General features: G+C 68.6%; 21 protein-coding genes. 7 read left to right on the plus strand and 14 right to left on the minus strand.

Going from position 1 to position 23,754, the window contains the following annotated elements:
- Positions 1 to 3 precede the first annotated feature (3 nt).
- Positions 4 to 879: a LysR family transcriptional regulator gene (locus CFB34_RS17125; RefSeq protein ID WP_089439791.1), complete on the plus strand. Its 876-nt coding sequence runs from the start codon at positions 4 to 6 to the stop codon at positions 877 to 879.
- Between the two features lie 15 nt (positions 880 to 894).
- Here CFB34_RS17125 and CFB34_RS17130 read toward each other — a convergent pair whose 3' ends face one another.
- The 4 genes from CFB34_RS17130 to CFB34_RS17145 are packed head-to-tail and all read right to left on the minus strand — an operon-like array spanning position 895 to position 5,872.
- Entirely contained in the window at positions 895 to 1,677 is a 783-nt protein-coding gene (locus CFB34_RS17130) for a hypothetical protein (RefSeq protein ID WP_089439790.1), read from the minus strand.
- A gap of 55 nt (positions 1,678 to 1,732) precedes the next feature.
- Complete coding sequence (locus CFB34_RS17135) at positions 1,733 to 4,318, minus strand: TonB-dependent receptor (protein ID WP_089439789.1); 2,586 nt, start codon at positions 4,316 to 4,318, stop codon at positions 1,733 to 1,735.
- Positions 4,319 to 4,372: 54 nt separating this feature from the next.
- Positions 4,373 to 5,359 carry a FecR domain-containing protein gene (locus CFB34_RS17140; protein ID WP_089439788.1) on the minus strand — a complete coding sequence of 329 codons (987 nt, stop codon included), beginning with the start codon at positions 5,357 to 5,359 and terminating at the stop codon, positions 4,373 to 4,375.
- Positions 5,360 to 5,362: 3 nt separating this feature from the next.
- Positions 5,363 to 5,872 (minus strand): sigma-70 family RNA polymerase sigma factor, encoded by a 510-nt coding sequence (locus CFB34_RS17145; RefSeq protein WP_089439787.1) that lies wholly within the window; start codon positions 5,870 to 5,872, stop codon positions 5,363 to 5,365.
- A 562-nt stretch (positions 5,873 to 6,434) separates the two neighbouring features.
- On the opposite strand from CFB34_RS17145, the gene CFB34_RS17150 reads away from it, so the two are divergent.
- Complete coding sequence (locus tag CFB34_RS17150; RefSeq protein ID WP_089439786.1) at positions 6,435 to 7,595, plus strand: porin; 1,161 nt, start codon at positions 6,435 to 6,437, stop codon at positions 7,593 to 7,595.
- A gap of 412 nt (positions 7,596 to 8,007) precedes the next feature.
- Entirely contained in the window at positions 8,008 to 9,240 is a 1,233-nt protein-coding gene (locus CFB34_RS17155; protein ID WP_089439785.1) for a transglycosylase SLT domain-containing protein, read from the plus strand.
- 31 nt (positions 9,241 to 9,271) lie between these two features.
- Here CFB34_RS17155 and CFB34_RS39060 read toward each other — a convergent pair whose 3' ends face one another.
- From CFB34_RS39060 to CFB34_RS17165, 3 genes are all read right to left on the minus strand, one after another.
- Entirely contained in the window at positions 9,272 to 9,397 is a 126-nt protein-coding gene (locus tag CFB34_RS39060) for a hypothetical protein (protein ID WP_256979856.1), read from the minus strand.
- Positions 9,394 to 9,723, minus strand: a complete 330-nt coding sequence (locus CFB34_RS17160; protein ID WP_089439784.1) for a hypothetical protein — start codon at positions 9,721 to 9,723, stop codon at positions 9,394 to 9,396. Before CFB34_RS17160 ends, CFB34_RS39060 begins: the two co-directional genes overlap by 4 nt.
- Before the next feature lie 221 nt (positions 9,724 to 9,944).
- Positions 9,945 to 10,691, minus strand: a complete 747-nt coding sequence (locus CFB34_RS17165) for a MipA/OmpV family protein (protein ID WP_089425103.1) — start codon at positions 10,689 to 10,691, stop codon at positions 9,945 to 9,947.
- A 246-nt stretch (positions 10,692 to 10,937) separates the two neighbouring features.
- Between CFB34_RS17165 and CFB34_RS17170 the strand changes: the two genes are divergently transcribed.
- Positions 10,938 to 11,663, plus strand: coding sequence for a response regulator (locus CFB34_RS17170; RefSeq protein ID WP_089439783.1), 726 nt, complete (start codon positions 10,938 to 10,940; stop codon positions 11,661 to 11,663).
- A complete protein-coding gene (locus CFB34_RS17175; protein WP_089439782.1) occupies positions 11,664 to 13,040 on the plus strand; it encodes an ATP-binding protein in 1,377 nt (458 codons plus the stop codon). It begins immediately after the preceding gene.
- Positions 13,041 to 13,090: 50 nt separating this feature from the next.
- On the opposite strand, the gene CFB34_RS17180 is transcribed toward CFB34_RS17175, so the two are convergent.
- From CFB34_RS17180 to CFB34_RS17200, 5 genes are all read right to left on the minus strand, one after another.
- Positions 13,091 to 14,131 carry an iron ABC transporter permease gene (locus tag CFB34_RS17180; protein WP_179243627.1) on the minus strand — a complete coding sequence of 347 codons (1,041 nt, stop codon included), beginning with the start codon at positions 14,129 to 14,131 and terminating at the stop codon, positions 13,091 to 13,093.
- Entirely contained in the window at positions 14,128 to 15,144 is a 1,017-nt protein-coding gene (locus CFB34_RS17185) for an ABC transporter substrate-binding protein (protein ID WP_089439781.1), read from the minus strand. Before CFB34_RS17185 ends, CFB34_RS17180 begins: the two co-directional genes overlap by 4 nt.
- A 5-nt stretch (positions 15,145 to 15,149) precedes the next feature.
- Positions 15,150 to 15,947 carry an ABC transporter ATP-binding protein gene (locus CFB34_RS17190; protein WP_089439780.1) on the minus strand — a complete coding sequence of 266 codons (798 nt, stop codon included), beginning with the start codon at positions 15,945 to 15,947 and terminating at the stop codon, positions 15,150 to 15,152.
- On the minus strand, positions 15,947 to 18,037 hold the full coding sequence (locus tag CFB34_RS17195) for a TonB-dependent siderophore receptor (RefSeq protein ID WP_089439779.1): 2,091 nt from the start codon (positions 18,035 to 18,037) through the stop codon (positions 15,947 to 15,949). The genes CFB34_RS17190 and CFB34_RS17195 overlap by 1 nt, the downstream gene beginning before the upstream one ends.
- 476 nt (positions 18,038 to 18,513) lie before the next feature.
- Positions 18,514 to 19,437, minus strand: a complete 924-nt coding sequence (locus CFB34_RS17200) for a LysR family transcriptional regulator (RefSeq protein WP_089439778.1) — start codon at positions 19,435 to 19,437, stop codon at positions 18,514 to 18,516.
- 118 nt (positions 19,438 to 19,555) lie between these two features.
- Between CFB34_RS17200 and CFB34_RS17205 the strand changes: the two genes are divergently transcribed.
- Positions 19,556 to 20,437 carry an intradiol ring-cleavage dioxygenase gene (locus CFB34_RS17205; protein WP_089439777.1) on the plus strand — a complete coding sequence of 294 codons (882 nt, stop codon included), beginning with the start codon at positions 19,556 to 19,558 and terminating at the stop codon, positions 20,435 to 20,437.
- Between the two features lie 109 nt (positions 20,438 to 20,546).
- Here CFB34_RS17205 and CFB34_RS17210 read toward each other — a convergent pair whose 3' ends face one another.
- Both CFB34_RS17210 and CFB34_RS17215 read right to left on the minus strand, forming a co-directional pair.
- Positions 20,547 to 20,987: a nuclear transport factor 2 family protein gene (locus CFB34_RS17210; RefSeq protein WP_089439776.1), complete on the minus strand. Its 441-nt coding sequence runs from the start codon at positions 20,985 to 20,987 to the stop codon at positions 20,547 to 20,549.
- A gap of 43 nt (positions 20,988 to 21,030) precedes the next feature.
- Entirely contained in the window at positions 21,031 to 23,055 is a 2,025-nt protein-coding gene (locus CFB34_RS17215) for an NADPH-dependent 2,4-dienoyl-CoA reductase (protein ID WP_089439775.1), read from the minus strand.
- 151 nt (positions 23,056 to 23,206) lie between these two features.
- On the opposite strand from CFB34_RS17215, the gene CFB34_RS17220 reads away from it, so the two are divergent.
- Positions 23,207 to 23,743: a PadR family transcriptional regulator gene (locus CFB34_RS17220; protein WP_179243626.1), complete on the plus strand. Its 537-nt coding sequence runs from the start codon at positions 23,207 to 23,209 to the stop codon at positions 23,741 to 23,743.
- Positions 23,744 to 23,754 lie beyond the last annotated feature (11 nt).

Below are 23,754 nucleotides of genomic sequence, written 5' to 3' on the forward strand. Positions count from 1 at the left end.
TCAATGATCCGCGAACTGAAAACCCTCGTCGCCGTCGCCCGGGAAGGCACGTTCGCCGCGGCCGGCAACCGTATCGGGCTCACGCAGGCGGCGGTCAGCGCGCAGATGCAGCGGCTCGAAGCCGAACTCGGCTTCGCGCTGTTCGACCGGCAAGGCCGCTCGGCTCGGCTCAACGAGATGGGTCATCACGTGCTCGACCAGGCGCAGGCGCTGATCGGCCTGTACGAGAACCTGAGCTCGACGTCGCCCGGCTCGCCCGCCGCCGTGCGCGTGACGATCGGCGCGATCGCATCGGTGCAGAGCGCGCTGCTGCCGGCCGCGCTCGCCGATTTCCATCGCCGCCATCCCGCGTGCCGCACGCGTGTGATCCCGGGCCTGTCGATCGAGCTGGTCAATCGGGTCGATGCGGGCGAGCTCGACATGGCCGCGATCATCCGGCCGCCGTTTTCGCTGCAGAGCGACCTGCACTGGACGACCCTCGTGCAGGAGCCGTTCCGGCTGATCGTGCCGCGCGGCGTGAAGGGCAAGGACTGGGCCGAGCTGCTCGCGCGCGAGCCGTTCGTGCGCTACGACCGCGCGTCGTTCGGCGGCCGCCAGGTCGACCGTTTCCTGAGGAAGATGCATGTCGCGGTGCGCGACACGTGTGAGCTCGACGAGCTCGACGCGATCGTCAAGCTGGTCGAGAACGGCGTCGGCGTCGCGCTCGTCCCGCAGACCGCCGTGTATCGCCGCTGGCCGGCCGGCGTGCGCGCGATCGACCTCGGGCATCACACGTTCCACCGCGACATCGGGCTCGTGCATCGCGCGCGGCGCGCGATGTCGGAGCCGGCGCAAATGCTCGCGCAACTGATCGAGGCGGCGGCGCAGCAGCCGGCCTAGCGCCGACGTTGACGATCAGCGCCGCCCGGCCGCCCAGTCGACGGCCGCGTCGAACAGCGCGACACCGGCCGGCGACAGGTTCACGAACGTGTCGTTGTCGAGGAAGAACATCACGCGGCGCGCGGGCGCGAGCGCTTCGTAGTCCATCGTCGCGCCCTTCTCGTACGCGAAGATCGCGGCCTTGTCGGGCTGGCCATACACGGTCGCGATCGTGATCGCGCCGAGCCCTGGCTTGCCCCAGCTCATCGGCGCCTGCTTGCCGTACACGTTCGTCGTGCCGGCCGGCAGCCCGGCCGCGATCGGGTGTGGCGCATTGACGAGCCACAAATAGCGCTCCTTGCCCGTTTCGCCGAAGTCGACGTCGTGACGCTTGCCCGTCATCGCGAGATCGTCGAGCAGGTCGTTTTCCCAGGTCACGAGCGGCTTGTCGAGCGTGCGCCAGCCCGGCCGCACGTTCTTCGACGACACCGTCGACGAAATCACGACCAGGTCGGCGTCGCGCGCCGCATCGGGCGTCGACGATTCGTCGATGAGGCGCACCGCGTAGCCGCGTTCGCCGAGATGCTGGACGATGCGTTCATCGACCTTCAGGTTCGGGCCGCGCAACTGCACGAGCATCGCGACGCGCGTGACGGCCTGCTGCGGCGCATCGGCCGCCCATGCGGGGGCGGCCACCCCCGCGCCGAGGCCCAGGCCCGCGCCGATCGCGAGCACCGAGCCCGCGATCGTGCGCAATGCGCGGCGCCGCGCACTCGCGGCCACGGCGCGCACGGCGCCGGTCTTCATGTTCCGGTTCATCTGGATCTTCTCCGAAGCCGCGCGCCGCCATGACGGCCGCGCGGCGATTGCGTGGTCAGAACTGCAGCGTGGTGAGCAGCGACACCTGTCGCGCATCGCCGATCGCGACGAAGTAACGGTTTGCGCTCGACGGGTAGTACGTGCGATTGAAGAGGTTCTTCACGTTGAGCTGGAACGACAGCTTCTGTTTGCCGATCCGCGTGTCGTACGTGGCGAACGCATCGGCGAGCACGTACGACGGCAGCGTGAAGCTGTTCGCCGAATCGCCGGGCCGCGCGCCGACGTAGCGCAGGTCCGCGCCGATGCGCAGGTCGCCGCCGCCGGCCACCGTGCCGAAGTCGTAGACGGCCGCGAGCGACGCGGTGTGGCGCGCGACGTTCCACAGCTGGTTGCCCGCGTACAGCGGATCCTCGGTCGTCTTCGCGTCGATGTACGCGTAGCTCGCGATCACGTTCACGCGCTCGCCGAGCTTGCCCGACACGTCGAGCTCGATCCCGCGCGAGCGCGCCTTGCCCGACGTGCGCCAGTCGGTCAGCTTGGTCGCGTCGTTGTACTGCGACACGAGCACGTTCTTCTTGTCGATGTTGAAGAGCGCGAGCGTGCCCGTCATCCCGCCCGGCAGGTCGAGCTTGCCGCCCACTTCCCACGCGGTCGCTTCCTCGGGCGGCGTCGCGCCGTCGATGATGTAGCCCGTCATCGGCGCGATCGACGACGACGGCTTCAGCGATTGCGAGTAGCTGCCGTACAGCGAGAACGTGTCGGTCCACTTGTAGACGACGCCCGCGCGCGGCAGCCACTTCGAGCCGCTGAGATCGGTGTTCGCGACGAACGGCCGACCGCGCCCGGCGACCTGGTTGTACGTGATGTAGCGCAACCCGCCCGACACGATCCACTTGTCGGTCAGGTGGATCGTGTCCTGCACGAACGCGGACGCATCGTGCAGCGTGTCGGTCTGGTCGCTGTCGCTCGCCGACACCGTGCTCGACGGCGGCAGCAGGCCGTAGACGGGGTTGAGATAGCTGAACGGCGTCTTCACGGCCTGCCGCAGCATGTCCTTGCGGTAGATGCGGCGGTATTCGGTATCGAAGCCGACCTGCACGTCATGCTGCATCCCGCCCAGCATCAGCTTGCCGTTCACGTAGCCGATCCCGTAGCTGTCGGTGCTGAGCGAGCCGTGCGTCGCGTCGTTGCTGCGCGTCATCGTGCCCTTAACCGGATCGACACCGGTCGTGCGCAACTGGTTCGCGTCGTAGGTCTCGCGGTTGTAGCTGTAGCCGAAATGCGCGCTCCAGTCCGCGTTGAACTGGTGATCGACGCTCACCTGCGCGAGGTGCGATTCGCCGTCCATGTTGTTGAACGGCTCGTCGATGCGCCGCCGCGCGGGAATGTCGAGCGGCGCGTTGGTGCGCGGATCGAGCGCGGTGCCGCGATCGAACGGCGTATGGAATTTTCGGTACTGGTAGGACACCGCAACCTGCGTATCGCGGCCATACCACGCGAGCGACGGCGCGACGAAGGTCTGCCGGTATTCGCCGAAGTTGCGCCAGTACTGCTCGTTCGACTGGTCGACGATCAGCCGGTACGCGAGCCGCGAATCGCCGACCGGCCCGGTCGAATCGAAGGTCGCGCTGCCGCCGTTCTTGCCGTGCCCGAACGTCGACGCGCCGAGCGAGATCGCGTTGTAGCGCTTGAGCTGCGGCTGTTTGGTGACGACGTTGACCACGCCGCCCGGGTCCATCAGCCCGTACAGCAGCGACGTCGGCCCCTTCAGCACCTCGACGCTGTCGACCGCCGCGTTGAACGCACGCCCCTGCACGAGCGGCATCCCGTTCTGCATGATCGAGCCGTCGCGGTTGCCGCCGAAGCCGCGCTTCATGATCGTGTCCTGCGTGCCCGCGAGCGTGTTGCCCTGCGTGATGCCGCTGACGTTGGCGAGCGCGTCGTCCAGGTTGCGCGGGCGCTGGTCGCGCAATACCTGCGCGGGCACGATGTTGACGGCCTGCGCGGTGTCGAGCAGCGGGATCTCGGAACGCAGCACGCCCGCTTCCTTCGGCGCGCGATAGCTTTCGGCGCGCAGCGCACTGGTGCGCACGTTGATCGCGGGCAACTCGGCGCCCGCCGCGACGCCGGCCGCCGCGGGCCGTGCGACCGAACCGTCCGCGCGCTTGAGCGTGTAGCCGCCGCCCGATTGCCGCAACGCGACGAGCCCCGTGCCCGCGAGCAGGCGGTCGAGCGCGCCGTCGACGTCGAAGCGCCCCTGCACGCCGCCGCTCGTCAGGCCGGCGGTCAGCTCGGCCGGAAACGCGAGCAGGATGCCCGCGTCGCGGCCGAACCGGTTCAGCGCCGCTTCGAGCGGGCCGGCCGGAATGTCGAACGCACGGCGTGCCGCGCGCTGCGCGGCCGGCGCCGCATCGGTGTCGGTGTCGGCCAGCGCGGGCAGCGGCAGCAGCGCCGACACCAGGACGGCGCCGGCCAGCCGGCGCGCGAGGCGACCCGGCGCGGCAGGTGCGGCGGATGCGGCCGGGCGCGACGCGCGCGGCAGATGTCGGGCAGGCGCCGGACGGCGCCGATACGTGAGACGGATGGAAACCATGATCGGGAGGTCGGTGGACGATGGGCCAGTGCTGCTTTCATTACCCATGTCACGCGAACATCGAGAAACAGCTCAGGTCGGCGGAAAATTTTTTCGACGGACTCACGAACGGGCCGGTACGACCGTCGCCCAGTAGCGCGTCAGGTAGTGAACGTCGATCGGCAGCGTCGCCTTCAGCGTGTCGAGCACGCGCGCGGGATCGTCGAGCGGATAGGTGCCCGACACGCGCAGGTCGGCCACGGCCGCATCGCAGCGCAGGCTGCCGCGGCGATAGCGGTCGAGCTCGGCGACGAGGTCGGCCAGCCGCATGCGCGACGCGACGAGCATGCCGCCCGTCCACGCGGACGCATACGCATCGAGCGGCGCCGGCGCGTCGATCGTGTCGCGCGTGAAATCCGCGCCCTCTCCGGCCGCGATCACGCGTGCGTCGGCCGTCGCATCGTCGGGCTGCACGCGCACCGCACCGGCGAACACCTCGACGCGGGTCGCGCCGTCGCGCTGCCGCACCGCGAAGCGCGTGCCGAGCGGCCGCAGCTCACCCTGTGCCGTCGCGACGACCAGCGGCCGCGCGGGCACGCGATCGTCGTGGCCGCTCGTCACCATGATCGTGCCGCGCAACAGGCGCAGGCCGCGCGTCGCATCGTCGAAGCGCACGTCGAGCGCCGTGTCGGTATCGAGGACGACGACCGTGCGATCCGCGAGCGTCACCGTGCGCCGCTCGCCGACCGCCGTGCGCAGGTCCGCCGGCCAGATCGCCGCGCGCCGCGCGGGTTCGGCCATCCATGCGGCACCGCCCGCGAACAGCAGCACGGCCAGCGCCTTCACGGCCGCGCGGCGGCGGCCCGCACGCGGCGGCAGCAGCGCCGCCTGCGCGGCCTGCGGGTCGAGCCCGGCCGCCAGCCCGCCGAACCGGCGCTGCATCGTTTCGATATGACGCCATGCCGCGTCGTGCGCCGGATCCTCGGCGCGCCAGCGCGCGAGCGCGGCATCGAACGCTTCGTCGGCGGGGCCGGCCTGCCGGTCGACCCACCATTCCACCGCGCGCCGCGCCACCTGCGGCGGCACCGCCTTCGCTCCCGGGGCGGCCATCGGTCAGGCCGCCATCGCGAAGAAGCACTGTGTGCCGGCCTTCACGAGATAGCGCTTCACCGTCGCCAGCGACACGCCGAGTTCGCGCGCGATCTCGGCCTGCGTGAGCCCGTCGAGCTGCGCGAGCAGGAACGCCCGCTTCGCCGCGAGCGGCAGGCCGTCGAGCAGCCGGTCGATTTCGAGCAGCGTCTCGAGCACGACGGCCCGCTCCTCCGGCGACGGCGCATGCGCTTCGGGGCGCAACGCGAGCGCGTCGAGATACGCGCGCTCGATCTGCTCGCGCCGCCAGTGGTTGCTCAGCACGCGCTGCGCGACCGTCGTCAGGAACGCGCGCGGCTCGTCGGCGCCGATCGGCTCGTTGCGCGCAAGCAGGCGCATGAACGTGTCGTGCGCGAGATCGGCCGCGCGGTGCGCGCAACCGAGCTTCCGGCTCAACCAGCCGCGCAGCCACGCATGGTGGCCGGTGTAGAGGGCGTCGATTTCTCGATGGAGAGACAGCTTGTCAGCAGACATGGCCGGGTTCCGGGAGGCGCAGGCGTCAACGATTTTGTAAATGAGAATGATTATTATATACAAAACCAGACCGGCGACCGGCGTTTCGGTGCGCGGGGGTGGCTGCGCAGCGGCGGGCAGCGCGACGCCGTCGGTCACGCCGGCATGGCATACACACGGCGTTCCACACGCGCAGCGCCCATGATGAGGAATCGGTCACCGAACCGTGAGGCCGTCGCCGGCCGCGCGCGCCGCGTAATTAACACATTCACTACACGCCGGCCAATTCGATTCATTCAATAATTATTTGACGGATCGATAACAATATCCCGGCCCTCCCGATTCCTCGCTGAATTGGCCGAAATTATCGCGAGATATGCAAGCCGCAATGGCCAGATCGCGAAATGCCCATCGATTGATACGTAATTTTCAACAATTCAAATCCCTCGATCGCGGGAATCGGAGGACATCCCTGTCTGCGTCAGGCCACAAAAGAGAATTTCATTTTTGCCGTTTTAATCGGGCTCGGTAGTCTCCTGCCATTCCGGATCACGCACACAAGCCAATGCGCAAGGAGATGACAATGAAACGCACGACCCTCTCGCTGATTTCCATCGCGTCGTTCGCGGCGATACCCGTCGCGCATGCGCAGTCGAGCGTCACGCTGTATGGCGTGATCGACACGTCGATCACCTACGTGAACCATGCTCAGGGCAAGGACAACGCGTGGATGCTCGGCAACAGCAGCGCGGGCAACCTGGCCGGCAGCCGCTGGGGCGTGAAAGGCACCGAGGATCTCGGCGGCGGGCTGAAGGCGCTGTTCCAGCTCGAGAACGGCTTCGACCCGAGCAACGGCCGGATGGGCCAGGGCGGCCGCCTGTTCGGCCGGCAGGCGTTCGTCGGCCTGACGAGCGACCGCTACGGCACGCTCACGTTCGGCCGCCAGTACGATCCGCTCGTCGATCTCGTGCAGGGCATCACCGCCGACAACTACCTCGGCAGCGTGTTCGCGACGCCGGGCGACGTCGACAACTACGACAACAGCTTCCGCGTCGACAACGCGGTGAAGTACACGTCGGCCGTCTATTCGGGCCTGCAGTTCTCGGCGATGTATTCGTTCGGCGGCATCGCCGGCAGCACCGGCGCCGCGAATTCGTATTCGGCCGCCGTGTCGTACAACAACGGGCCGTTCAGCGTCGCGGGCGGCTACTTCCACACGACCAACAGCCCCGCGTCGAACACGCAGCGCACCGGCTGGACCAGCTCGTCGGACGGCACGTTCGACGGCCCGATCAACAGCGGCTACGCGAGCGCGCATTCGATCGGCATCGCGCGCATCGCGGGCCAGTACGTCGCCGGCCCGTTCACGGTCGGCCTCGGCTATAGCAACGCGCAGTACCGCCGCGATGGCAGCTCGGTGTTCGGCTCGAACGAGCACTACAACACGGGGCAAGGCTTCGTGAACTATCAGGCAACGAACGCATTGCTGGTCGGCGTCGGCTACAGCTATACGCGCTCGGGCGGCGACACGTCGGCCACCTATCACCAGGTATCGGCCGGCGCGGACTACAACCTGTCGAAGCGCACCGACGTCTACCTGAGCGCCGCGTACCAGCACGCCAGCGGCCGGACCGGCGACGGCAACGGCGGCTCGATGGCCGCGCAGGCGTCGATCGGTTCGTACGGCTATGCGGGCACGAGCTCGCAGACGATGGTCAACCTCGGCCTGCGTCACCGCTTCTGATGCGAGACGGCCGGCTGCGCGCCGCGCGGCCGGTCGCATCCGCATTCACCGATACACCGATATGGCGGCTGCGGCCGCCGTTGTTTTTGAGTCGCCCTCCCTTTTCATCTCGGATATCGACTTCAGCGCGATTTCCATCCGGTTCGATTCAGCACCGATTTCCGCAAGTAAATGACGCGGCGCGTCAGTATTCCGGCAGCGCCACGACGCGCGTATTCGCGCGAAAATCCGGCCATTTTTACCGATAATACTTCGCCGAATCGCGTGATCGGACACGATAAAAATGCGTGGCGATTGCCTGGGGCAAATGCAAAGGAAAGTTTGACGTGAGCCATTTGCGTGCGCGCTATGGCACACTTCGCGTCTGCGTAATTTCCTTGCACCGGGCGGCCGGATTCCGCCCCATCCTGCCATGCCGCGTCAGACAACCCGTTCGATCAGCCGAGCAACGCCGAAAATCGCCGCGACGATTGCGCTGTCGTGCGCGCTCGCCGGTGTCGCGCGGGCCGATTGCCTCGACGACGCGGCCGCGTTCCAGCACGTGAGCGTCAGCCTGATGCGCGGCATCGCGCAGGTCGAGTCGGGCATGAATCCGAACGCCGTCAACACCAACACGAACGGCACGGTCGACATCGGCCTGATGCAGATCAACAGCACCTGGCTGCCGACGCTCGCGCGCGAAGGCATCACGCGTGAGAGCCTGTTCGATGCCTGCACGAACGCGTATGTCGGCGCGTGGATCCTGTCGCAGAACATTCGCCAGCTCGGCGCCAACTGGAACGCGATCGGCGCGTACAACTCCGCCTCGCCCGACAAGCGCCTCGCGTATGCGCGCAAGGTCTATGATGCAATCCGGACCATGCCGGATTCGCCGGATACTCCCATGCCCATCCTTCCCCCATCCTTTACGCCGCCGCAACAGGCCCAGGCGTACAACCCGTTCGCGAGCCTGAGCGTGTCCGCCCCGCCGCAGGTCACGCGTCCGCGCACGATTTCGTCGGCTCCGCCGCCTCCGCCGCCGCAGGGCGGCCCCGCCGGCCCGGCCGGCTCGTACAACTTCGGATGGACGGTCACGGGCGCGGACCAGGCGAAGCCGACCCAGGTCTTCGACGACGGCGCGCGGATCTACGTGCAGTTCAGCGACATGAAGCACGTGCCGGCGATCTTCACCGAGACGTCGTCCGGGCGCGTGCTGATGTCGTGGGAGCTGCAGTTTCCGTATGCCGTCCTGACGCGTCCCGCGCAAACGTTAATCTTCCAGCTCGGGCCGTTCGAGGCGCGCGCGCAGCGTAGCGCGGGCAATGGCGCCGGCATGACGGCGCAGGCCGGGACGGGGGGGGCAGCTGCGGCCGCCGGGTCGAAAAAGTCGGCGAATACGGCGACGAATACGGCGGCCAATCCGGCGACCGCGACCGCGACCGCGGCAAAACGCACGGCGTCGGCCGATGCGCTGTGGTACGTGAATACGCCTTCGACGTCGGGAACCGCGGCGGCCTCGCCATCGACCGCGAACATTCCGGCCACGCTGCCGACCGCGATCACGTCGAACACGCCGCCGCCCGCGCCGGCCCAAGTGCCGGCTGCCGCCGCTCAGCCTCAGCCGTCGCGCGCCAGCGCGGATGCGCTGTGGTACATCTCGAAGTAGCGCACCGCCGGTCGCACGCGTCGCGCGGCGATCATTGCGCCACGGTCGGCGGCAGCTCGGGCCCGTTCATGTCGTCCACCCGGTTCAGATAGCGCGACGTCGACGGCACGCGCTCGCGTACCCGCACGCACGCCGCCACCGGCCACACACCGCTCACCCGCGCCGCACCCAGATCACCTTGCCGTCACGAATGCCGAGATTGCGGCGTTCCTGCCGGTAATCCATCGTGCCCGGCAACGACGTGCCGTCGCGCTCGAGCACGCGCCACAGGCAGCCGTCCAACTGCGCCGCCGCATCGGCCTCGGTCTTGCCGACCAGCGCGTCGTCCGGCCCCGCGTCCGCCTTGCAGGCCTGCGAAGTACGTGCCGGCTCGCCATTCATCACCATGCCGCCCGCGGTCGCATTCTTCGTTTTCATGTCCGTGCATCCCGCAAACGTTGCGCCCGCAACCAGCGCCATCACCATCGCGATCGTCTTCTTCATCGGATTCTCCCTGTTGCGCCCGGCGGAGCCTGTACGGCGTTCCCGGCCGACCGGGCGTGGCATGCATGTTCGGTCCGCGCGCCCGGGCCACGCCGATTCCGCGTGCCCGCAGCCGCGGGTTCGGCCTGCCGCCGAAGCCGCCTGCATGTTACCGCACGCCGCGCGGCGTGACGGCACGAGCAGGCCGGCTGCGCCACACGATGCGTGCCGCGACGATTCGCTCAGAACTTGTAGGTCGCACCCGCGATGGCGTAGTAGTTGCTGCGCGACTGGACGATCGGGCTGTCGCCGTAGCGGCCGAGCAGCCGCGTCACGCCGCCGGTCGCGAGCACCGACCAGTGCTGCGACAGCGTCCAGTTCCACGCGAGCGCCATCGACGCGCTGTCGATCCCGCCGCGCGTCGAATACGGCCGGAACCGGCTCGTCATCGACTGCGCATCGGTCACGCCGTAGAACGTCTGCGTGTAGCGCCCCGAGCCCGCATGCACGGTGCCCGTCACGATGATCTCGTGCTGCGCGGTCTTGAACACCGGCACCGCGAGATCCATGTGCCCCGACACGCCGCGCGACGTGTGCGTCACGGGCGAGTCGATCGTGACGCTCAGTTCCGCCGCGTTGAACAGCGTCACGCCCGCGCGCACGCCCACCAGCACCGAGCCCGGAACGCGGCCCATGCCCTTCAGGTAGTCGGAGCCAGGCAAGTCGAGGCGGTTCTCGTCGGCTCGCCCCGGGTCATAGCTCACCGCCGCCGACACGAACGCGCCGTGCGGCAGGTCCAGCCGGTAACCGGCGCCCTGCGTGCTGTCGATGAAGAAGCCATTGCCGAACTTCGCAGAGAAACCCGGCGCGACGACGCCGCGAGACTGGTTGCTGCCCGGGTAGCGCGGCGCGATACCGCCACCCAGCGACAGCGAATACTGGTTTTCCGCGTGGGCGGCGGCGGCAAGGGTCAGGCCGGCGAGCGGCATGCAATAGCGGTAGCGGCGAAGTATTGGGCGCACAATATTGAGATAAGAGTGACGGAGCCCGCAGTCTAGGTGCCGCCCTGCGCCGCGACTGTCCTGAATATTCGGGGAATCTGTGCTCAATTGTGTTCGATTGTTCGAGATTGTCGCCCCGCTCCCCCGGCCTTCGGCGCGCCGGATAGAATTCGCGTGCCGCGCCACGCACCGGCGTGCCCGGGCGTGCGTTGGCGCGTGCGCCTCGAGGAGACTATGAACGAAGACCCACTCAAATACCGTGTACTGCTGATCGAAGACGACAACCGCCTGGCGCAGCTCGTCCGCGAATACCTCGACGGTTATGAATTCGCGGTAACGGTCGTGCGACGCGGCGACCTCGCCGTCGCCGCGGTGCGCGAGCACCAGCCGGCCCTCGTGATACTCGACCTGATGCTGCCGAACCTCGACGGGATGGAAGTCTGCCGGCGCATCCGCGCGTTCACCAACGTCCCCGTGCTGATCCTGACCGCGCGCCTGGACGTCTACGACCAGGTCGCGGGCCTCGAGACGGGCGCCGACGACTACGTGACGAAGCCGATCGAACCGCGCGTGCTGGTCGCCCGCGCCCGCGCGCTGCTGCGCCGCGCGCAGCCGGCCGTCGCGGAAGCGCCGGTGGCCGCGCCCGAAGCGCTCGTGTTCGGCGAACTGGCAATCTCGCCGCCGAACCGCACCGTCACGTGGCGCGGCGAGCCGGTCGACCTGAAGACCGCCGAGTTCAACCTGCTGCTGATTCTCGCGCGCGCGGCCGGCACCGTGCTGAGCCGCGACGACATCCTGAAGCAGTTGCGCGGCATCGAGTTCGACGGACTCGACCGTTCGGTCGATTCCGGCATCTCGAAGCTGCGCCGCCGCTTCGAGGATGCGTCGTCGGAGCCGCACAAGATCAAGACGATCTGGGGCCGCGGCTACCTGTTCAGCCCTTCCGCGTGGGACGAATAAATGCTCCGCCCATTGATTCGGCTGTACCTCGTCGTGATCGTGTTCGTCGCGGCGTCGATCGTCTTCGTCCAGATGTCGTTCGACCGGATCTTCTACGATCGCAGCGCGCAGGCGGAACGCGACTCGTTGACGACCTACGCGTTCGTGCTCAACGACTATCTCGAACGCCATCCGGGCGAGCAGCGCAAGTTCGCACTGCGCGAGCTCGCGAAATACGGCAACGAACGGTTCGACTTCATGCCGATGGCCACCGCCCGCGCGCAATTGAGCGGCGAGCCGCTGCGCGATCTAGACGCCGGCCGGATTTCGATCAGCTACGACCGCAAGGATTACTACATGCCGCTCGCGGATGGTTCGGTGCTGCATGCGCGGCCGATCGAAGCATTCAGCCTCGACATCAAGATCTATGCGTACATGCTGCTCGCGCTCAGCGCGCTGTTCGCGGTGGTGCTGTGGATTCACTATCACTGGCGCGACCTGCGCAGGCTGCAGGAAGCCGCCCGCGCATTCGGCGCCGGTACGCTGTCGACGCGCGTGAAGCTGTCCGGCAAGTCGAACATCTACGAGCTGTCGCAGCAGTTCAACGACATGGCCGAGCGCATCGAGGCGTCGATCAAGCAGCAGCGCGAAATGATGCACGGCATCTCGCACGAACTGAAGACGCCGCTCGCGCGGCTCGAATTCGGGCTCGCGCTGCTCGCCGAGCCTGACGAAACGGCCCGGATGCGCGAACGCCGCGACGCGCTGCGGCGCGACGTGCGCGAGCTCGACGAGCTCGTCACGGAGTTGCTGACGATCGGCCGGCTCGAACAGGGGGCAAGCCAGCTCGCGCCGATGGAAGTCGTCGTCGACGCGCTGCTCGACAGCGTCGCCGGCAACGTCGCGAACGACATCGTCGATCGCGGCATCACGCTCGACGTGTCGGCCCTCGAAGCGCCCGCGACCCACGTATGCGACCCGAAGCTGGTCGCCCGCGCGTTGCTGAACCTGATCCGCAACGGCGCGCGTTATGCGTCGCGCACGGTGCTGCTCGCCGCCGAGCGCAACGCGTCCGGCGCGCTCGTGTTGAGCGTCGACGACGATGGCCCCGGCATTCCGGCCGCCGAACGCGCCCGCGTGTTCGAACCGTTCCAGCGGCTCGACTCCAGCCGCGACCGGCAGACCGGCGGCTTCGGGCTCGGGCTCGCGATCGTGCGGCGCGTCGCGCAGGTGCACGGCGGCGACGTGCGGCTCGAGGATTCGCCGCTCGGCGGCGCACGCTTCGTGATCACGCTGCCCGCGCTGACGCTGCCGGACACCCTGTTTGACTTGCCGGAGCCCCTCGCGCATGCCGACGCGTTCGGCGGCAGCACCGGCATGGCCCTCCGCCGGCAATGACGCGCGCGGCAAGCGGCGCCCCGGCCGCCCTCGCCTGACCTGCGCGCCGCTCAGCGGCGGCGCAGCAGTGCAACGAAGAACAGGCTGCCGAACATCGCGGTCACGATCCCGATCGGCAGATCCTCCGGCGCCGCGAGGGTGCGGGCGGCCACATCGGCCCAGACGAGCAGGATCGCGCCCGTCAGCGCGGCCACCGGCAGCAGCCTGCCGTGCTCGGCGCCGACGACACGACGGCACAGATGCGGCGTCACGAGCCCGACGAAGCCGATCGCCCCGCTCACCGCCACCATCGCGCCCGTCGCGAACGATGCGACGACGAACACCTCGCGCCGCATCCGCGCGCTCGGCACGCCGAGCGCAGCCGCGGCAACATCGCCCGACATCAGCGCATTCAGTTCGCGCCGGCGCGCGTACAACGCGCCGCCGGCGAGCGCCGCGCACACGGCCGGCACCGGCAGCAGATCCCAGCGCGCGAGCCCGACGCCGCCGAGCATCCAGAACAACACCGAGGACGCGGCGCGCTGGTCGCCCAGATACAGCAGCAGGTTGCCGAACGCGGCCATCATGAACGACACCGAAACGCCCGCGAGCAGCAGCCGGTCCGATTCGAGCCGGCCGCGCCGGTAAGCGAGCGCGACGACGCAGGCGGTCGCGGCGAGCGCGCCCGCGAACGCGGCGGCCGGCAGCGTGAACGGGCCGAATGCCGCGCCGGCCATCACGGTGACCGCGACGGCGCCGAGCATCGCGCCGGCACTCACGCCGAGCAGATGCGGATCGGCCAGGCGGTTCGCGGTCGCGGCCTGCAACGCCACGCCGACCGCCGCCAGCGTCGCGCCGACGATCGCGGCCAGCAGCGCGCGCGGCATCCGGATCAACCAGACGATGCTGTCGTCGCCCGCCCCCGCCGCCACTGCGCCGGCCTCGCCGAACGGCGACACGAGGTGCGTGGCGACGATCCGCACCGCCGCCGGCATCGCGATCGGCGCCGGCCCGAACGCGGCCGACGCGACGATCGACACGATCAGCAGCAGCGCCAGCGCCGGCAGCACCACGCGCATGGCGGGCCGCGCTGCATGCACTTGCATGCTCATCGCGCCGGCCCGGCGAACGCGGCCGGATACAGCGCGCGCGCCAGCGTCTCGACGGCCGCGACGTTCTCGGGGCCGGGCGTCGCCGCATCGTACGGAATCACGATGAAGCGCCGGTCGCGGATCGCGGCCACGCGCGCGAGCGACGGCTGGCTCAGCAGGAATTGCTGCTTCTGCGCAGCCGTCACGGCCGAATAGTCGACGATCACGATCACCTGCGGATCGCGCGCGACCACGCTTTCCCAGCTCACCTGCGTCCAGCTGCGCGGCAGGTCGGCCATCACGTTGCGCGCGCCGGCCGCCGCCAGCAGCGCGGTCGGCATCGCGAGCCCGCCGGCCGTCATCGGCTTGTCGGTGCCGCTGTCGTAGACGAACACGCGCAGCGGCTCCGGATGCCCGATCGCATGCGACACCGCCGCGAGACGCGTGCGCATCGACGCGACGACCTGTGCGGCGCGCGCGTCGACGCCGAAGATCCGGCCGAGATTGCTCAGGTCGCGGAACACGTCGTCGAACGACGCGGCCGCCTGCTTCATCACGTGCGAACACGATTCCGTCAGCTCGTACGCACGGATGCCGAACGGCGCGAGCGTCGCGGGCGTCACCGGGCCGCCGACATGCATCCCGTAGTTCCAGCCCGCGAGATAGAAGTCGGCGCGCGCGGCCGCCAGCACCTCGAGCGACGGATACTGGCTCGCCAGTTCGGGCACGCCGCGCAGCGCTTCACGCACGCGCGCGGTGCCGGTCTTCCAGCCGCCGATCCCGGTGTAGCCGACGAGCCGGTCCTTCAGCCCGAGCACGAGCATCATCTCGGTCAGGTTCACGTCGTTGCTCACCGCCCGCGTCGGCGCGCGCTCGAACGTCACGTCGCGATCGCAGCTGCGCACGGTGACGGGATAGGCCCACGCTTGAGCGGCCGCGCAGCCGAGCGCGGTCGCGGCAAGCAGCCGGCGGAATACAGGCGACGAAGTGGACAAGGCGGAGGACAACGCGCAGGACAAGACAGGAAACGGCATGGCGGTCATTCCGGATGAAGCGGCGTGATGCGCGGCCGGCCCGTGACGGGATGGCGATCGACGAGCGCGGCGACGCCGAACACGTCGCGCAGCAGCGCTTCGGTCAGCACGTCGGCCGGCACGCCCGATGCGACGACCCGGCCGCGCGCGAGCACGTGGAGCCGGTCGCAATACGCGGCCGCGAGATTGAGGTCGTGAATCGTGGCGAGCGTCGCGATGCCGAGGCGCCGCACGCGCGCGAGCAATTCGAGCTGATGGCGCAGGTCGAGATGGTTGGTCGGTTCGTCGAGCAGCAACAGTTCGGGCTGCTGAGCGAGTGCGCGGGCCAGCAGCGCGCGCTGCTTCTCGCCGCCCGACAGCGACGCGAAGCGTTGCGCACGGCGCTCGACGAGACCGACGTCGTGCAGCGCGGAGTCGACGATCCGGCGATCGTCCGCCGTCTCCGCATCGAGCAGCCGCTGGTGCGGCGTGCGCCCCATGCCGACCAGTTCGTCGACCGTCAGCCCGAAATCGTCCGGCGTCTCCTGCTGCAGCACCGCGATGCGCTGCGCGACCGCGCGCGGCCGCATGCGCCACACGTCCTGCGCATCGAGCGCGACACGGCCCGCATCGGGCCGCGCGTAACGGAACACGCAGCGCAGCAGGCTCGTCTTGCCGCTGCCGTTCGGGCCGACCAGCCCGACGAACTCGCCTTCGGCCACGCTCAGCGTCACCGAATCGAGCACGGTGATCGCGCCGCCGGGAGACCAGCTCACGCGCTCGATGTCGAGCATGTGCGTCACGGGAGGCGCGCCGTGCCGCATCAGAAGCGCATCGTCGCGACGAGCTCCGCCGAGCGCGACGGGCCGAGCAGCCATTGCTCGCCGCCGTTCGACGTCGTCACCGCGTACGTGCGGTTCGCGAGGTTGCGCACGATCAGCGCCAGCTCGGTGCGCGACGTCGGCTGCCAGCGCAGCGACGCGTCGAACACCGTGTACGACGGCACCTGCACGCGGTTCGCGTCGTCGCCGTAGGTCGCGCCGACGTAGCGCACGCCCGCGTTCGCCTGCCAGCGCTCGGCAAACGCCCAGCCGAGCCACAGGTTCGCCGTCTGCTGCGGCACGTTGGCCGGTGCATTGCCAGCGCGCGACACCGTCGCACTGCCGACCTTCTGGTTGAACGCGTCATAGCGCGCGCGCAGCAGCGCGACGTTCGCATCGACCGTCCAGCCGTGCGGCAACCGCGCGCCGCCCGTCAGCTCGATGCCGCGCGACGATTGCCGGCCGACCTGCTGGCGCAGTGCGGGATTGAACGGGTCGGTGGTGAGCAGGTTGCGCTTCGTGATGTCGTACACGGCGAACGTCCAGTATGCGCGGCCGTCGAGCAGCGTCTGCTTGACGCCGGCTTCCCACTGTTCGCCGGTCGCGAGCCGGTAGCCCGCCTGCGACGCGGACAGCGTCACGAGCGAGCCGAGGCCCTCCGCGCCCGTCGTGTACTGCGCATACGCGCTGAGCGTCGGCGCGACTTCGAACACGAAGCCCGTGCGCCAGCCGACGTTCGCGAAACGCTTGTCGAAGCCCGCGCCGGTTGCCGCCTGCTCGCGGCTGAACGCGATGTGGTCGTAGCGCAGACCGCTCACCCACGCGAGCCGCGGCAGCACTTCGAGCCGGTTCTCGGCGAATACCGCCGCCTGCCGTGCCCGCGTGCTGAACTGCGGCACCGTCGGGTCGGGGCTCGTGAACGCGCCGGGATCGAAGCCGTGCGCGGGCACCGTCGATTCGCCGCCGTACGGCGAATTGTTGGTGCCGCTGAACGTGATCTGGCTGAATTCCGTGCCGACGACGAAGCGGTTCGCGCGGCCGAACAGCGTGCCGTCGAAGCGTGCGCTCAGCCGATCGCCGATCTGCCGCTGGTGGTGGCCGATGTCGAGATAGTCGCTGCGCGTGACGCGACCCGTCGCGGTATCGAGCGCATACGATTCGGCATTGCGCCACTGGCGGTTCGACGTCAGGTAGTAGAGCTGGTTGTCGATCGTCACGCCGGCCGTCGGCCGGTAGGTCGCCGACAGGCGCGTCCACTGGTCGTAATAGGCAATCGACGCGTCGCCGACGTTGTAGTTGACCTTGCGCAGCGACGGATCGAGCACGCCGTTCGGCGCCGGCACGCCATAGTAGGTCGCCGGCATCTGGCGGCCGTAGTCGAAGTCGAGCGTCAGCGTGAGCGTCGGGCTCACGTCGAACTTCAGCGCGCCGCCGACGGCCGTCGTATGCGTATCGACCCGCTCGGCGAGACCGTTCGCGCGCGCATCGCTTGCATGGAAACGATACGACAGCCGCGGGCCGAGCATGCCCGTCGTATCGAACGCGGCGCGTTTCGCACCATCCAGGCCGACACCGACCTGCAGCGTCGTCTCGCGCGTGCGCTGCGGCCGCTTCGGCACCACGTTCACCGCGCCGCCGATCGCCCCTTCGCCGTACAGCACCGACGCCGGGCCGCGCAGCACCTCGATGCGCTCGACCGACCACGTATCGAACGGGAACGTGATCGTGCCGGCGGCCGGCATCAGCCGCACGCCGTCGAGCAGCGTCATCACCGATTCCTGCCCGCTGAAGCCGCGCACGCTCAATGCGGTGCCGCCGGTGCCCGGCGCCATCGCGCTCGAGAAACCCGCGGTGCGCGTCACTGCGTCGAGCACCGTGCGATCGCCGCGCGCGTCGATCGTGTCGGCCGTGACCGTCTCGACGCTCGCGGGCGTGTCGAGGCTGGCGAGCCCGAGCCGCGAGCCCGTTTCGAGCGGTTGCGTCAGCGGGTCGGCCGGTGCGGATGGTGCGCTGACGTTGATCGCCGGCAATGCATGCCGTTCGTCCGGTGCGGGTGCGGCCGCTTCGGCGGCCAACGCGCCGGAGGTCGCCATCGCGCAGCCCAGCAGGGTCGTGCAGCCGCGTGCCGCGCGGGCGCGCCAGGCGTCGGCGTTCCGGCGCGATGCGGCGGGGTGCCGCTCCCCGCGCGCCGGGGTGTGTCTGGTTTTCGTCACGTCGTATCGATCTTCGGATGATGGCGCCGCCCACTGCCGCACTCGGCAGCCCGGCAGCGCGCCGCCGGTGGCGCCGGTGGCGCAAACTTCAAATGATACAATATATCATCCTGGTTCGTCAGGATTTTGTCAGGTTGTCCCGGCCCGGCGCGCGGCCGTGGCCGTCCGTCACGCCTGCAACGGGAAACTGAGCCGCCCCACGGCTTGTCGCCCTGCGGCACGGTTGTGCAGCGCGAACGCGTGCTGGTATTTCACGGCCACGACCGCCGCCGGCCCCACATGTCGCGCAGCTGCACGCCGATCGCGCCCGCTTGCCCGCGCACGCAGTCCGACGCGGCCTGGGCACCGGCCTGCGATCAGCGGCCGACTTCCTTCCACTTGCGCGCGAGCCCGAGGCGTTCGACGCGCTCGATCAGGAACTCGGTGAACACGCGGATCTTCGCCGGCTGGTGACGGCGGCTCTGGTACGCGATGTTGACGGTGAGCGCCGGCAGTTGCCAGTCGGTGAGCACCGGCACCAGCTTCCCGGCGACGATATCGTCGTGAATGATGTAGAGCGGCTGGATCAGGATGCCGAGCCCGGCAAGCGCCGCGGCGCGGATCACCTGCCCTTCGTTCGCATCGAGCACGCTCTTGATCGTGACCGACTGCTTCTTCGCGCCGTGGCGAAAATGCAGCACGTGCGGATCGTTCGCGAGGTTGTACACCAGCAGCCGGTGGTCGCACAGCGCATCGGGCGTCGCCGGCGCGCCGTGCGTCGCCAGATACCCGGGCGACGCTGCCAGCACGCGCCGCGTCTCGGCCAGCTTGCGCACGGTGATGCCCGAATCCGCTTCATGCTCGCGCGTGCGGATCGCCACGTCGATGCCGGCCTCGATGAAATCCGGATAGCGGTTCGCCGCGACGATCTGCACGTTCAGGTTCGGGTAGCGCCGATGGAACTCGGGCAACGCAGGCGCGATATAGATCGACGCGAACGATACCGACGCGGTCACGCGCAGCGTGCCGGCCGGGTTGACGCTCGCCTCGTTGACCGCCGCATCGGCCTCCGACAGCTCCATCAGGATTGCCACACAACGCCGGTGGTATTCATGCCCGGCGTCGGTCAGCCACAGGCGCCGCGTGGTGCGCTCGACGAGCCGCGCCCCCAGCCGCTCCTCCAGCGCGTTCAGGCAGCGGCTCGCCGCCGCGCTCGACATCCCGAGCCGCTCGGCGGCCTTCGACAGGCTGCCCAACTCGGCCACCTGCACGAAAAATTCGATCTGCGTCCACTTGTCCATGCGCTCGATTCTTCCACCTGGCGGAGAACAAAACTCCCCCAAACCCTCTTTTTTACGATCCAGGGAGGAATTAATGTTACGTCAACGCGCTATCCAACGACATCAGGAGACACCCCCTATGCGCAATCTCGACGAAGACACCATCACACAGGCCGTGATCGCGTCGCTGGGCGGCTGTCGCGACGAGCGGTTGCGCACGGTGATGACCAGCCTCGTCCAGCACCTGCATTCGTTTGCACGGGAGACGAAGCTCACCGAGGCCGAATGGCAAAGCGCGATCGGCTTCCTGACGGCGGTGGGCCACATCACCGACGACAAGCGCCAGGAGTTCATCCTGCTCTCCGACGTGCTCGGGCTGTCGACCCTCGTCACTGCGCAGAACCATGCGAAGCCGGCCGGCTGCACGGAGGCGACCGTATTCGGCCCGTTCTACGTCGAAGGCAGCCGCGACTTCGGGATGTTCGACGACATCGCGAACGGCGCCTGCGGCGAGCCCTGCTTCGTGTCGGGCCACGTGCGCGGCATCGACGGCCTGCCGGTCGCGCACGCGTCGCTCGAAGTCTGGCAAGCCGACGAGGACGGGCACTACGACGTGCAGCTTCCGGCCGACGACGGCTCGGTCACGCACCGCGCGCGCGGCCGGCTGCGCACGGATGCCGACGGCCGTTACGCATTCCGCTCGATCCTCGCCGAGCCGTATCCGATTCCGCACGACGGCCCCGTCGGCGCGATGCTCGACGCGCTCGGCCGTCATCCGTGGCGCCCCGCGCACCTGCACTTCATGATCGAGGCGCGCGGCTACGACACGCTGATCACGCACGTGTTCCGCGACGGCGACCGCTATCTCGACTCCGATGCGGTGTTCGGCGTACGGTCGACGCTCGTCGCCGACTGGGTCCGGCACGCGCCCGGCATCGCGCCGGACGGCTCTCGGATGGACACGCCGTTCTACACGCTCGAATACGACTTCGTGCTCAATCCCGCGGAGCACACCGCGTGATCCGCCACGTCGTGATATGGAATGTTGCGGGCGCAACTGACTGCGAGCGCGTGCAGGCACAACGCGCGCGCCAAGCGCGCGGCGCGCGCCGCGCCGCCATCACCCCGACTCAACCGCCGATCTTGAACGACGGCAACTGCTGCGCGAGCCGCGCGCCCATTTCGGCACCGAGTGCCTGCAGCGCATTGAACGGCCGGATCATGACCTCGAACTCGACGATCCGCCCGTCGTCGTCGAAGCGGATCATGTCGATCCCCTTCAGTGCCTTGTCGCCGATGGCCGCGCTGAACTCCAGCACCACGCTCTTGCCGTCGTCGGTGACGAACTGGCGGTGATAGGTGAAATCCTCGAGGATCGTGATCACCGTGCGCAGCGCCAGCAACAGCGCGGGCGCCGGCCCGTACGGCTTGAACGCCATCGGCGAACGGAACACGGCGTCGGGATGGACGATCGACTCCAGCGCGCCAAAATCCTTGCGTTCGACCATCGCGTGCCACGTGTCGAGCGATTGCGCGACAGCGGGTTGAAGATGCAGCGGTGCGTTCGTCATCGAAGACTCCAGTATCGTCGGGCGGAAAGGAAACGAATCAGTCTCAAAGGGTGGCGGCAAGCGTCGTGCCCTGGTGAATCGCGCGCTTCGCGTCGAGCTCGGCCGCTTCGTACGCACCGCCGATCACATGGACCTTGCGCCCGGCGGCCTCCAGTTGCTCCGCCAGTTCGCGCAACGGCTCCTGTCCCGCGCAGATCACGACGTTGTCCACCGGCAGCGTCTGCTCGACACCATCGATCGTCACGTGGAATCCCTCGTCGTCGATACGCCGGTAGGTCACCGCCGACGACATCCCGACACCGCGCGCCTTCAGCGCCGTGCGGTGGATCCATCCGGTGGTCTTGCCGAGCCCGTCGCCGACCTTCGACGCCTTGCGCTGCAGCAGATGGATTTGCCGCGCCGCCGGCTCGGGGTGCGCATGACGCAGGCCGCCTGCGTTCGCATACGACCGGTCGACACCCCACTCGGCGAAGAAGCGGTCGGCGTCGACGTGCTCGGCGCCGTCGCGATGCACCAGATACTCCGCGACGTCGAAGCCGATCCCGCCGGCGCCGACGATCGCGACATTGCGACCCACCGCCTTGCCGTCGCGCAACACGTCGAGGTAACCGAGCGTCTTCGCATGCCCGACACCGTCGATCGGCGGCGTGCGCGGCACGATACCCGTCGCGATCACCACTTCGTCGAATTCGCGTTGCAGCAGCAACTCGGCGGTCGCGCGCGTATTGAGGTGGAGCGTCACGCCGCGCAGTTCGAGCTGCCGGCGGAAATAGCGCAGCGTCTCGTTGAACTCTTCCTTGCCGGGCACCTTCTTCGCGATGTTGAACTGGCCGCCGATCTCGGCGCCGGCTTCGTACAGCGTCACCGCATGGCCGCGCTCTGCCGCGGTGACCGCGAAGCCGAGGCCTGCCGGCCCGGCGCCGACCACGGCGATCCGCTTGCGGTGCTGGGCGGGGCGAATCACGAGCTCGGTTTCATGGCACGCGCGCGGATTCACGAGGCACGACGTGATCCTGCCGCTGAACGTATGGTCGAGGCAGGCCTGGTTGCAGCCGATGCACGTGTTGATTTCGTCCGCGCGCCCTTCCCGCGCCTTGCGCACGAACTCGGCATCGGCGAGGAACGGCCGCGCCATCGACACCATGTCGCAATAGCCGTCGGCCAGCAGTTGCTCGGCGACCTCCGGCGTGTTGATCCGGTTGGTCGCGACGAGCGGGATGCCGACCTTGCCCATCAGCTGCCGCGTGACCCAGGCGTACGCGGCACGCGGCACCTTCGTCGCGATGGTCGGAATGCGCGCCTCGTGCCAGCCGATACCCGTGTTGATGATCGTCGCACCGGCCGCTTCGATCGCCTGCGCGAGCCGGATCACTTCGTCGAGCGTCGAGCCGCCTTCGACGAGATCGAGCATCGACAGCCGGTAGATGACGATGAAGTTCGTGCCGACCCGCTCGCGCACGCGCCGCACGATCTCGACAGGGAAACGGATGCGGTTCTCGTACGCACCGCCCCATGCGTCGTCGCGATGGTTCGTCCGCGCGGCGATGAATTCGTTGATCAGATAGCCTTCGGACCCCATGATCTCGACGCCGTCGTAACCCGCCTGCTGCGCGAGCGCCGCACATCGGACGAAATCGGCGATCGTCTCGTCGACTTCATCGCTCGTCAGCGCATGCGGCGTGAACGGGTTGATCGGCGCCTTCAACGCGCTCGGTGCAGCGAGCGCCGGGTGATACGCGTAGCGCCCGAAATGCAGGATCTGCAGCGCGATTTTGCCGCCCTCCGCGTGCACCGCGCGCGTCACGACACGATGACGCTCCGCTTCCGCTTCGGTCGTCAGCATCGCGCCGCCGGGCGCGGGACGGCCGCGCTCGTTCGGCGCAAATCCACCCGTGACGATCAGGCCGGCCTCGCCGCGCGCCCGCTCCGCATAGAACGCCGCCATCCGCTCGAAGCCGTTCGGCGCTTCCTCGAGGCCCACGTGCATCGACCCCATCAGCACACGGTTCCTGAGTGACGTGAAGCCGAGCTCGAGCGGGGTCGTCAGATGCGGGTAACGCGACGTCATGGGGTGTCTCCATTTTTTATGCAACAAGTTGCACAGATAGTAGTCGACCGCTTTCGTTTATGCAACCCGTTGCATAAACGCATCCGTCATCTTGTACCGTGGCCCCGATATGGCAAGATGCGGTTCATTCCGCGGCCTCCTCCGATCCGACATGTCCCTGCCCCACGCACTCCTCACCGCGCTCGCCGAACGCCCCGGTTCAGGCTCCGAACTCGCCGACCGTTTCGATCGCTCGATCGGTTATTTCTGGCAGGCGACGCACCAGCAGATCTATCGCGAGCTGGGGCGTCTCGAGGAAACGGGCTGGATCGAATCGCTGCCGGCCGAATCGGGGCGCGGCCGCAAGCGCGCGTACCGGATCCTGCCGGCCGGCAAGAAGGAGTTGCGCCGCTGGATCGCCGAACCGGAGGACCCGACGCCGCTGCGCGAAGCGTTGATGGTGCGCCTGCGTGCGGAAGCGGTGCTCGGCCCGGCCGGCCTCGAGGACGAAATCAGGCGGCGCATCGCGCTGCACCAGGAGAAGCTCGACCTGTATCTGCAGATCGAGGCACGCGATTTTGCGGAGAGCGCCGATTCGCGCACGAAGCGCCTTCAGCACCTGGTCCTGCAGGCCGGCATCGCGAACGAGCGGTTCTGGGTCGAATTCTCGCAGCACGCGCTCGACGTGCTGCGCTTGCCGAAAGACTGAACGACTGACGG

The sequence above is a fragment of the Burkholderia sp. HI4860 genome (assembly GCF_002223045.2).
GTDB lineage: Bacteria > Pseudomonadota > Gammaproteobacteria > Burkholderiales > Burkholderiaceae > Burkholderia.

Excerpts from the sequence above, each read along its gene's own strand:
- CFB34_RS17155 (WP_089439785.1), top strand. The coding sequence starts at position 8,008 with ATGCCGCGTCAGACAACCCGTTCGATCAGCCGAGCAACGCCGAAAATC.
- CFB34_RS17195 (WP_089439779.1), bottom strand. The coding sequence starts at position 18,037 with ATGGCGACCTCCGGCGCGTTGGCCGCCGAAGCGGCCGCACCCGCACCG.
- CFB34_RS17170 (WP_089439783.1), top strand. The coding sequence starts at position 10,938 with ATGAACGAAGACCCACTCAAATACCGTGTACTGCTGATCGAAGACGAC.
- CFB34_RS17210 (WP_089439776.1), bottom strand. The coding sequence starts at position 20,987 with ATGACGAACGCACCGCTGCATCTTCAACCCGCTGTCGCGCAATCGCTC.
- CFB34_RS17125 (WP_089439791.1), top strand. The coding sequence starts at position 4 with ATGATCCGCGAACTGAAAACCCTCGTCGCCGTCGCCCGGGAAGGCACG.
- CFB34_RS17215 (WP_089439775.1), bottom strand. The coding sequence starts at position 23,055 with ATGACGTCGCGTTACCCGCATCTGACGACCCCGCTCGAGCTCGGCTTC.
- CFB34_RS17175 (WP_089439782.1), top strand. The coding sequence starts at position 11,664 with ATGCTCCGCCCATTGATTCGGCTGTACCTCGTCGTGATCGTGTTCGTC.
- CFB34_RS17140 (WP_089439788.1), bottom strand. The coding sequence starts at position 5,359 with ATGGCCGCCCCGGGAGCGAAGGCGGTGCCGCCGCAGGTGGCGCGGCGC.
- CFB34_RS17180 (WP_179243627.1), bottom strand. The coding sequence starts at position 14,131 with ATGAGCATGCAAGTGCATGCAGCGCGGCCCGCCATGCGCGTGGTGCTG.
- CFB34_RS17145 (WP_089439787.1), bottom strand. The coding sequence starts at position 5,872 with ATGTCTGCTGACAAGCTGTCTCTCCATCGAGAAATCGACGCCCTCTAC.
- CFB34_RS17150 (WP_089439786.1), top strand. The coding sequence starts at position 6,435 with ATGAAACGCACGACCCTCTCGCTGATTTCCATCGCGTCGTTCGCGGCG.
- CFB34_RS17160 (WP_089439784.1), bottom strand. The coding sequence starts at position 9,723 with ATGAAGAAGACGATCGCGATGGTGATGGCGCTGGTTGCGGGCGCAACG.
- CFB34_RS17200 (WP_089439778.1), bottom strand. The coding sequence starts at position 19,437 with ATGGACAAGTGGACGCAGATCGAATTTTTCGTGCAGGTGGCCGAGTTG.
- CFB34_RS17190 (WP_089439780.1), bottom strand. The coding sequence starts at position 15,947 with ATGCGGCACGGCGCGCCTCCCGTGACGCACATGCTCGACATCGAGCGC.
- CFB34_RS17185 (WP_089439781.1), bottom strand. The coding sequence starts at position 15,144 with ATGCCGTTTCCTGTCTTGTCCTGCGCGTTGTCCTCCGCCTTGTCCACT.
- CFB34_RS17135 (WP_089439789.1), bottom strand. The coding sequence starts at position 4,318 with ATGGGTAATGAAAGCAGCACTGGCCCATCGTCCACCGACCTCCCGATC.
- CFB34_RS17130 (WP_089439790.1), bottom strand. The coding sequence starts at position 1,677 with ATGAACCGGAACATGAAGACCGGCGCCGTGCGCGCCGTGGCCGCGAGT.
- CFB34_RS17165 (WP_089425103.1), bottom strand. The coding sequence starts at position 10,691 with ATGCCGCTCGCCGGCCTGACCCTTGCCGCCGCCGCCCACGCGGAAAAC.
- CFB34_RS17220 (WP_179243626.1), top strand. The coding sequence starts at position 23,207 with ATGTCCCTGCCCCACGCACTCCTCACCGCGCTCGCCGAACGCCCCGGT.
- CFB34_RS17205 (WP_089439777.1), top strand. The coding sequence starts at position 19,556 with ATGCGCAATCTCGACGAAGACACCATCACACAGGCCGTGATCGCGTCG.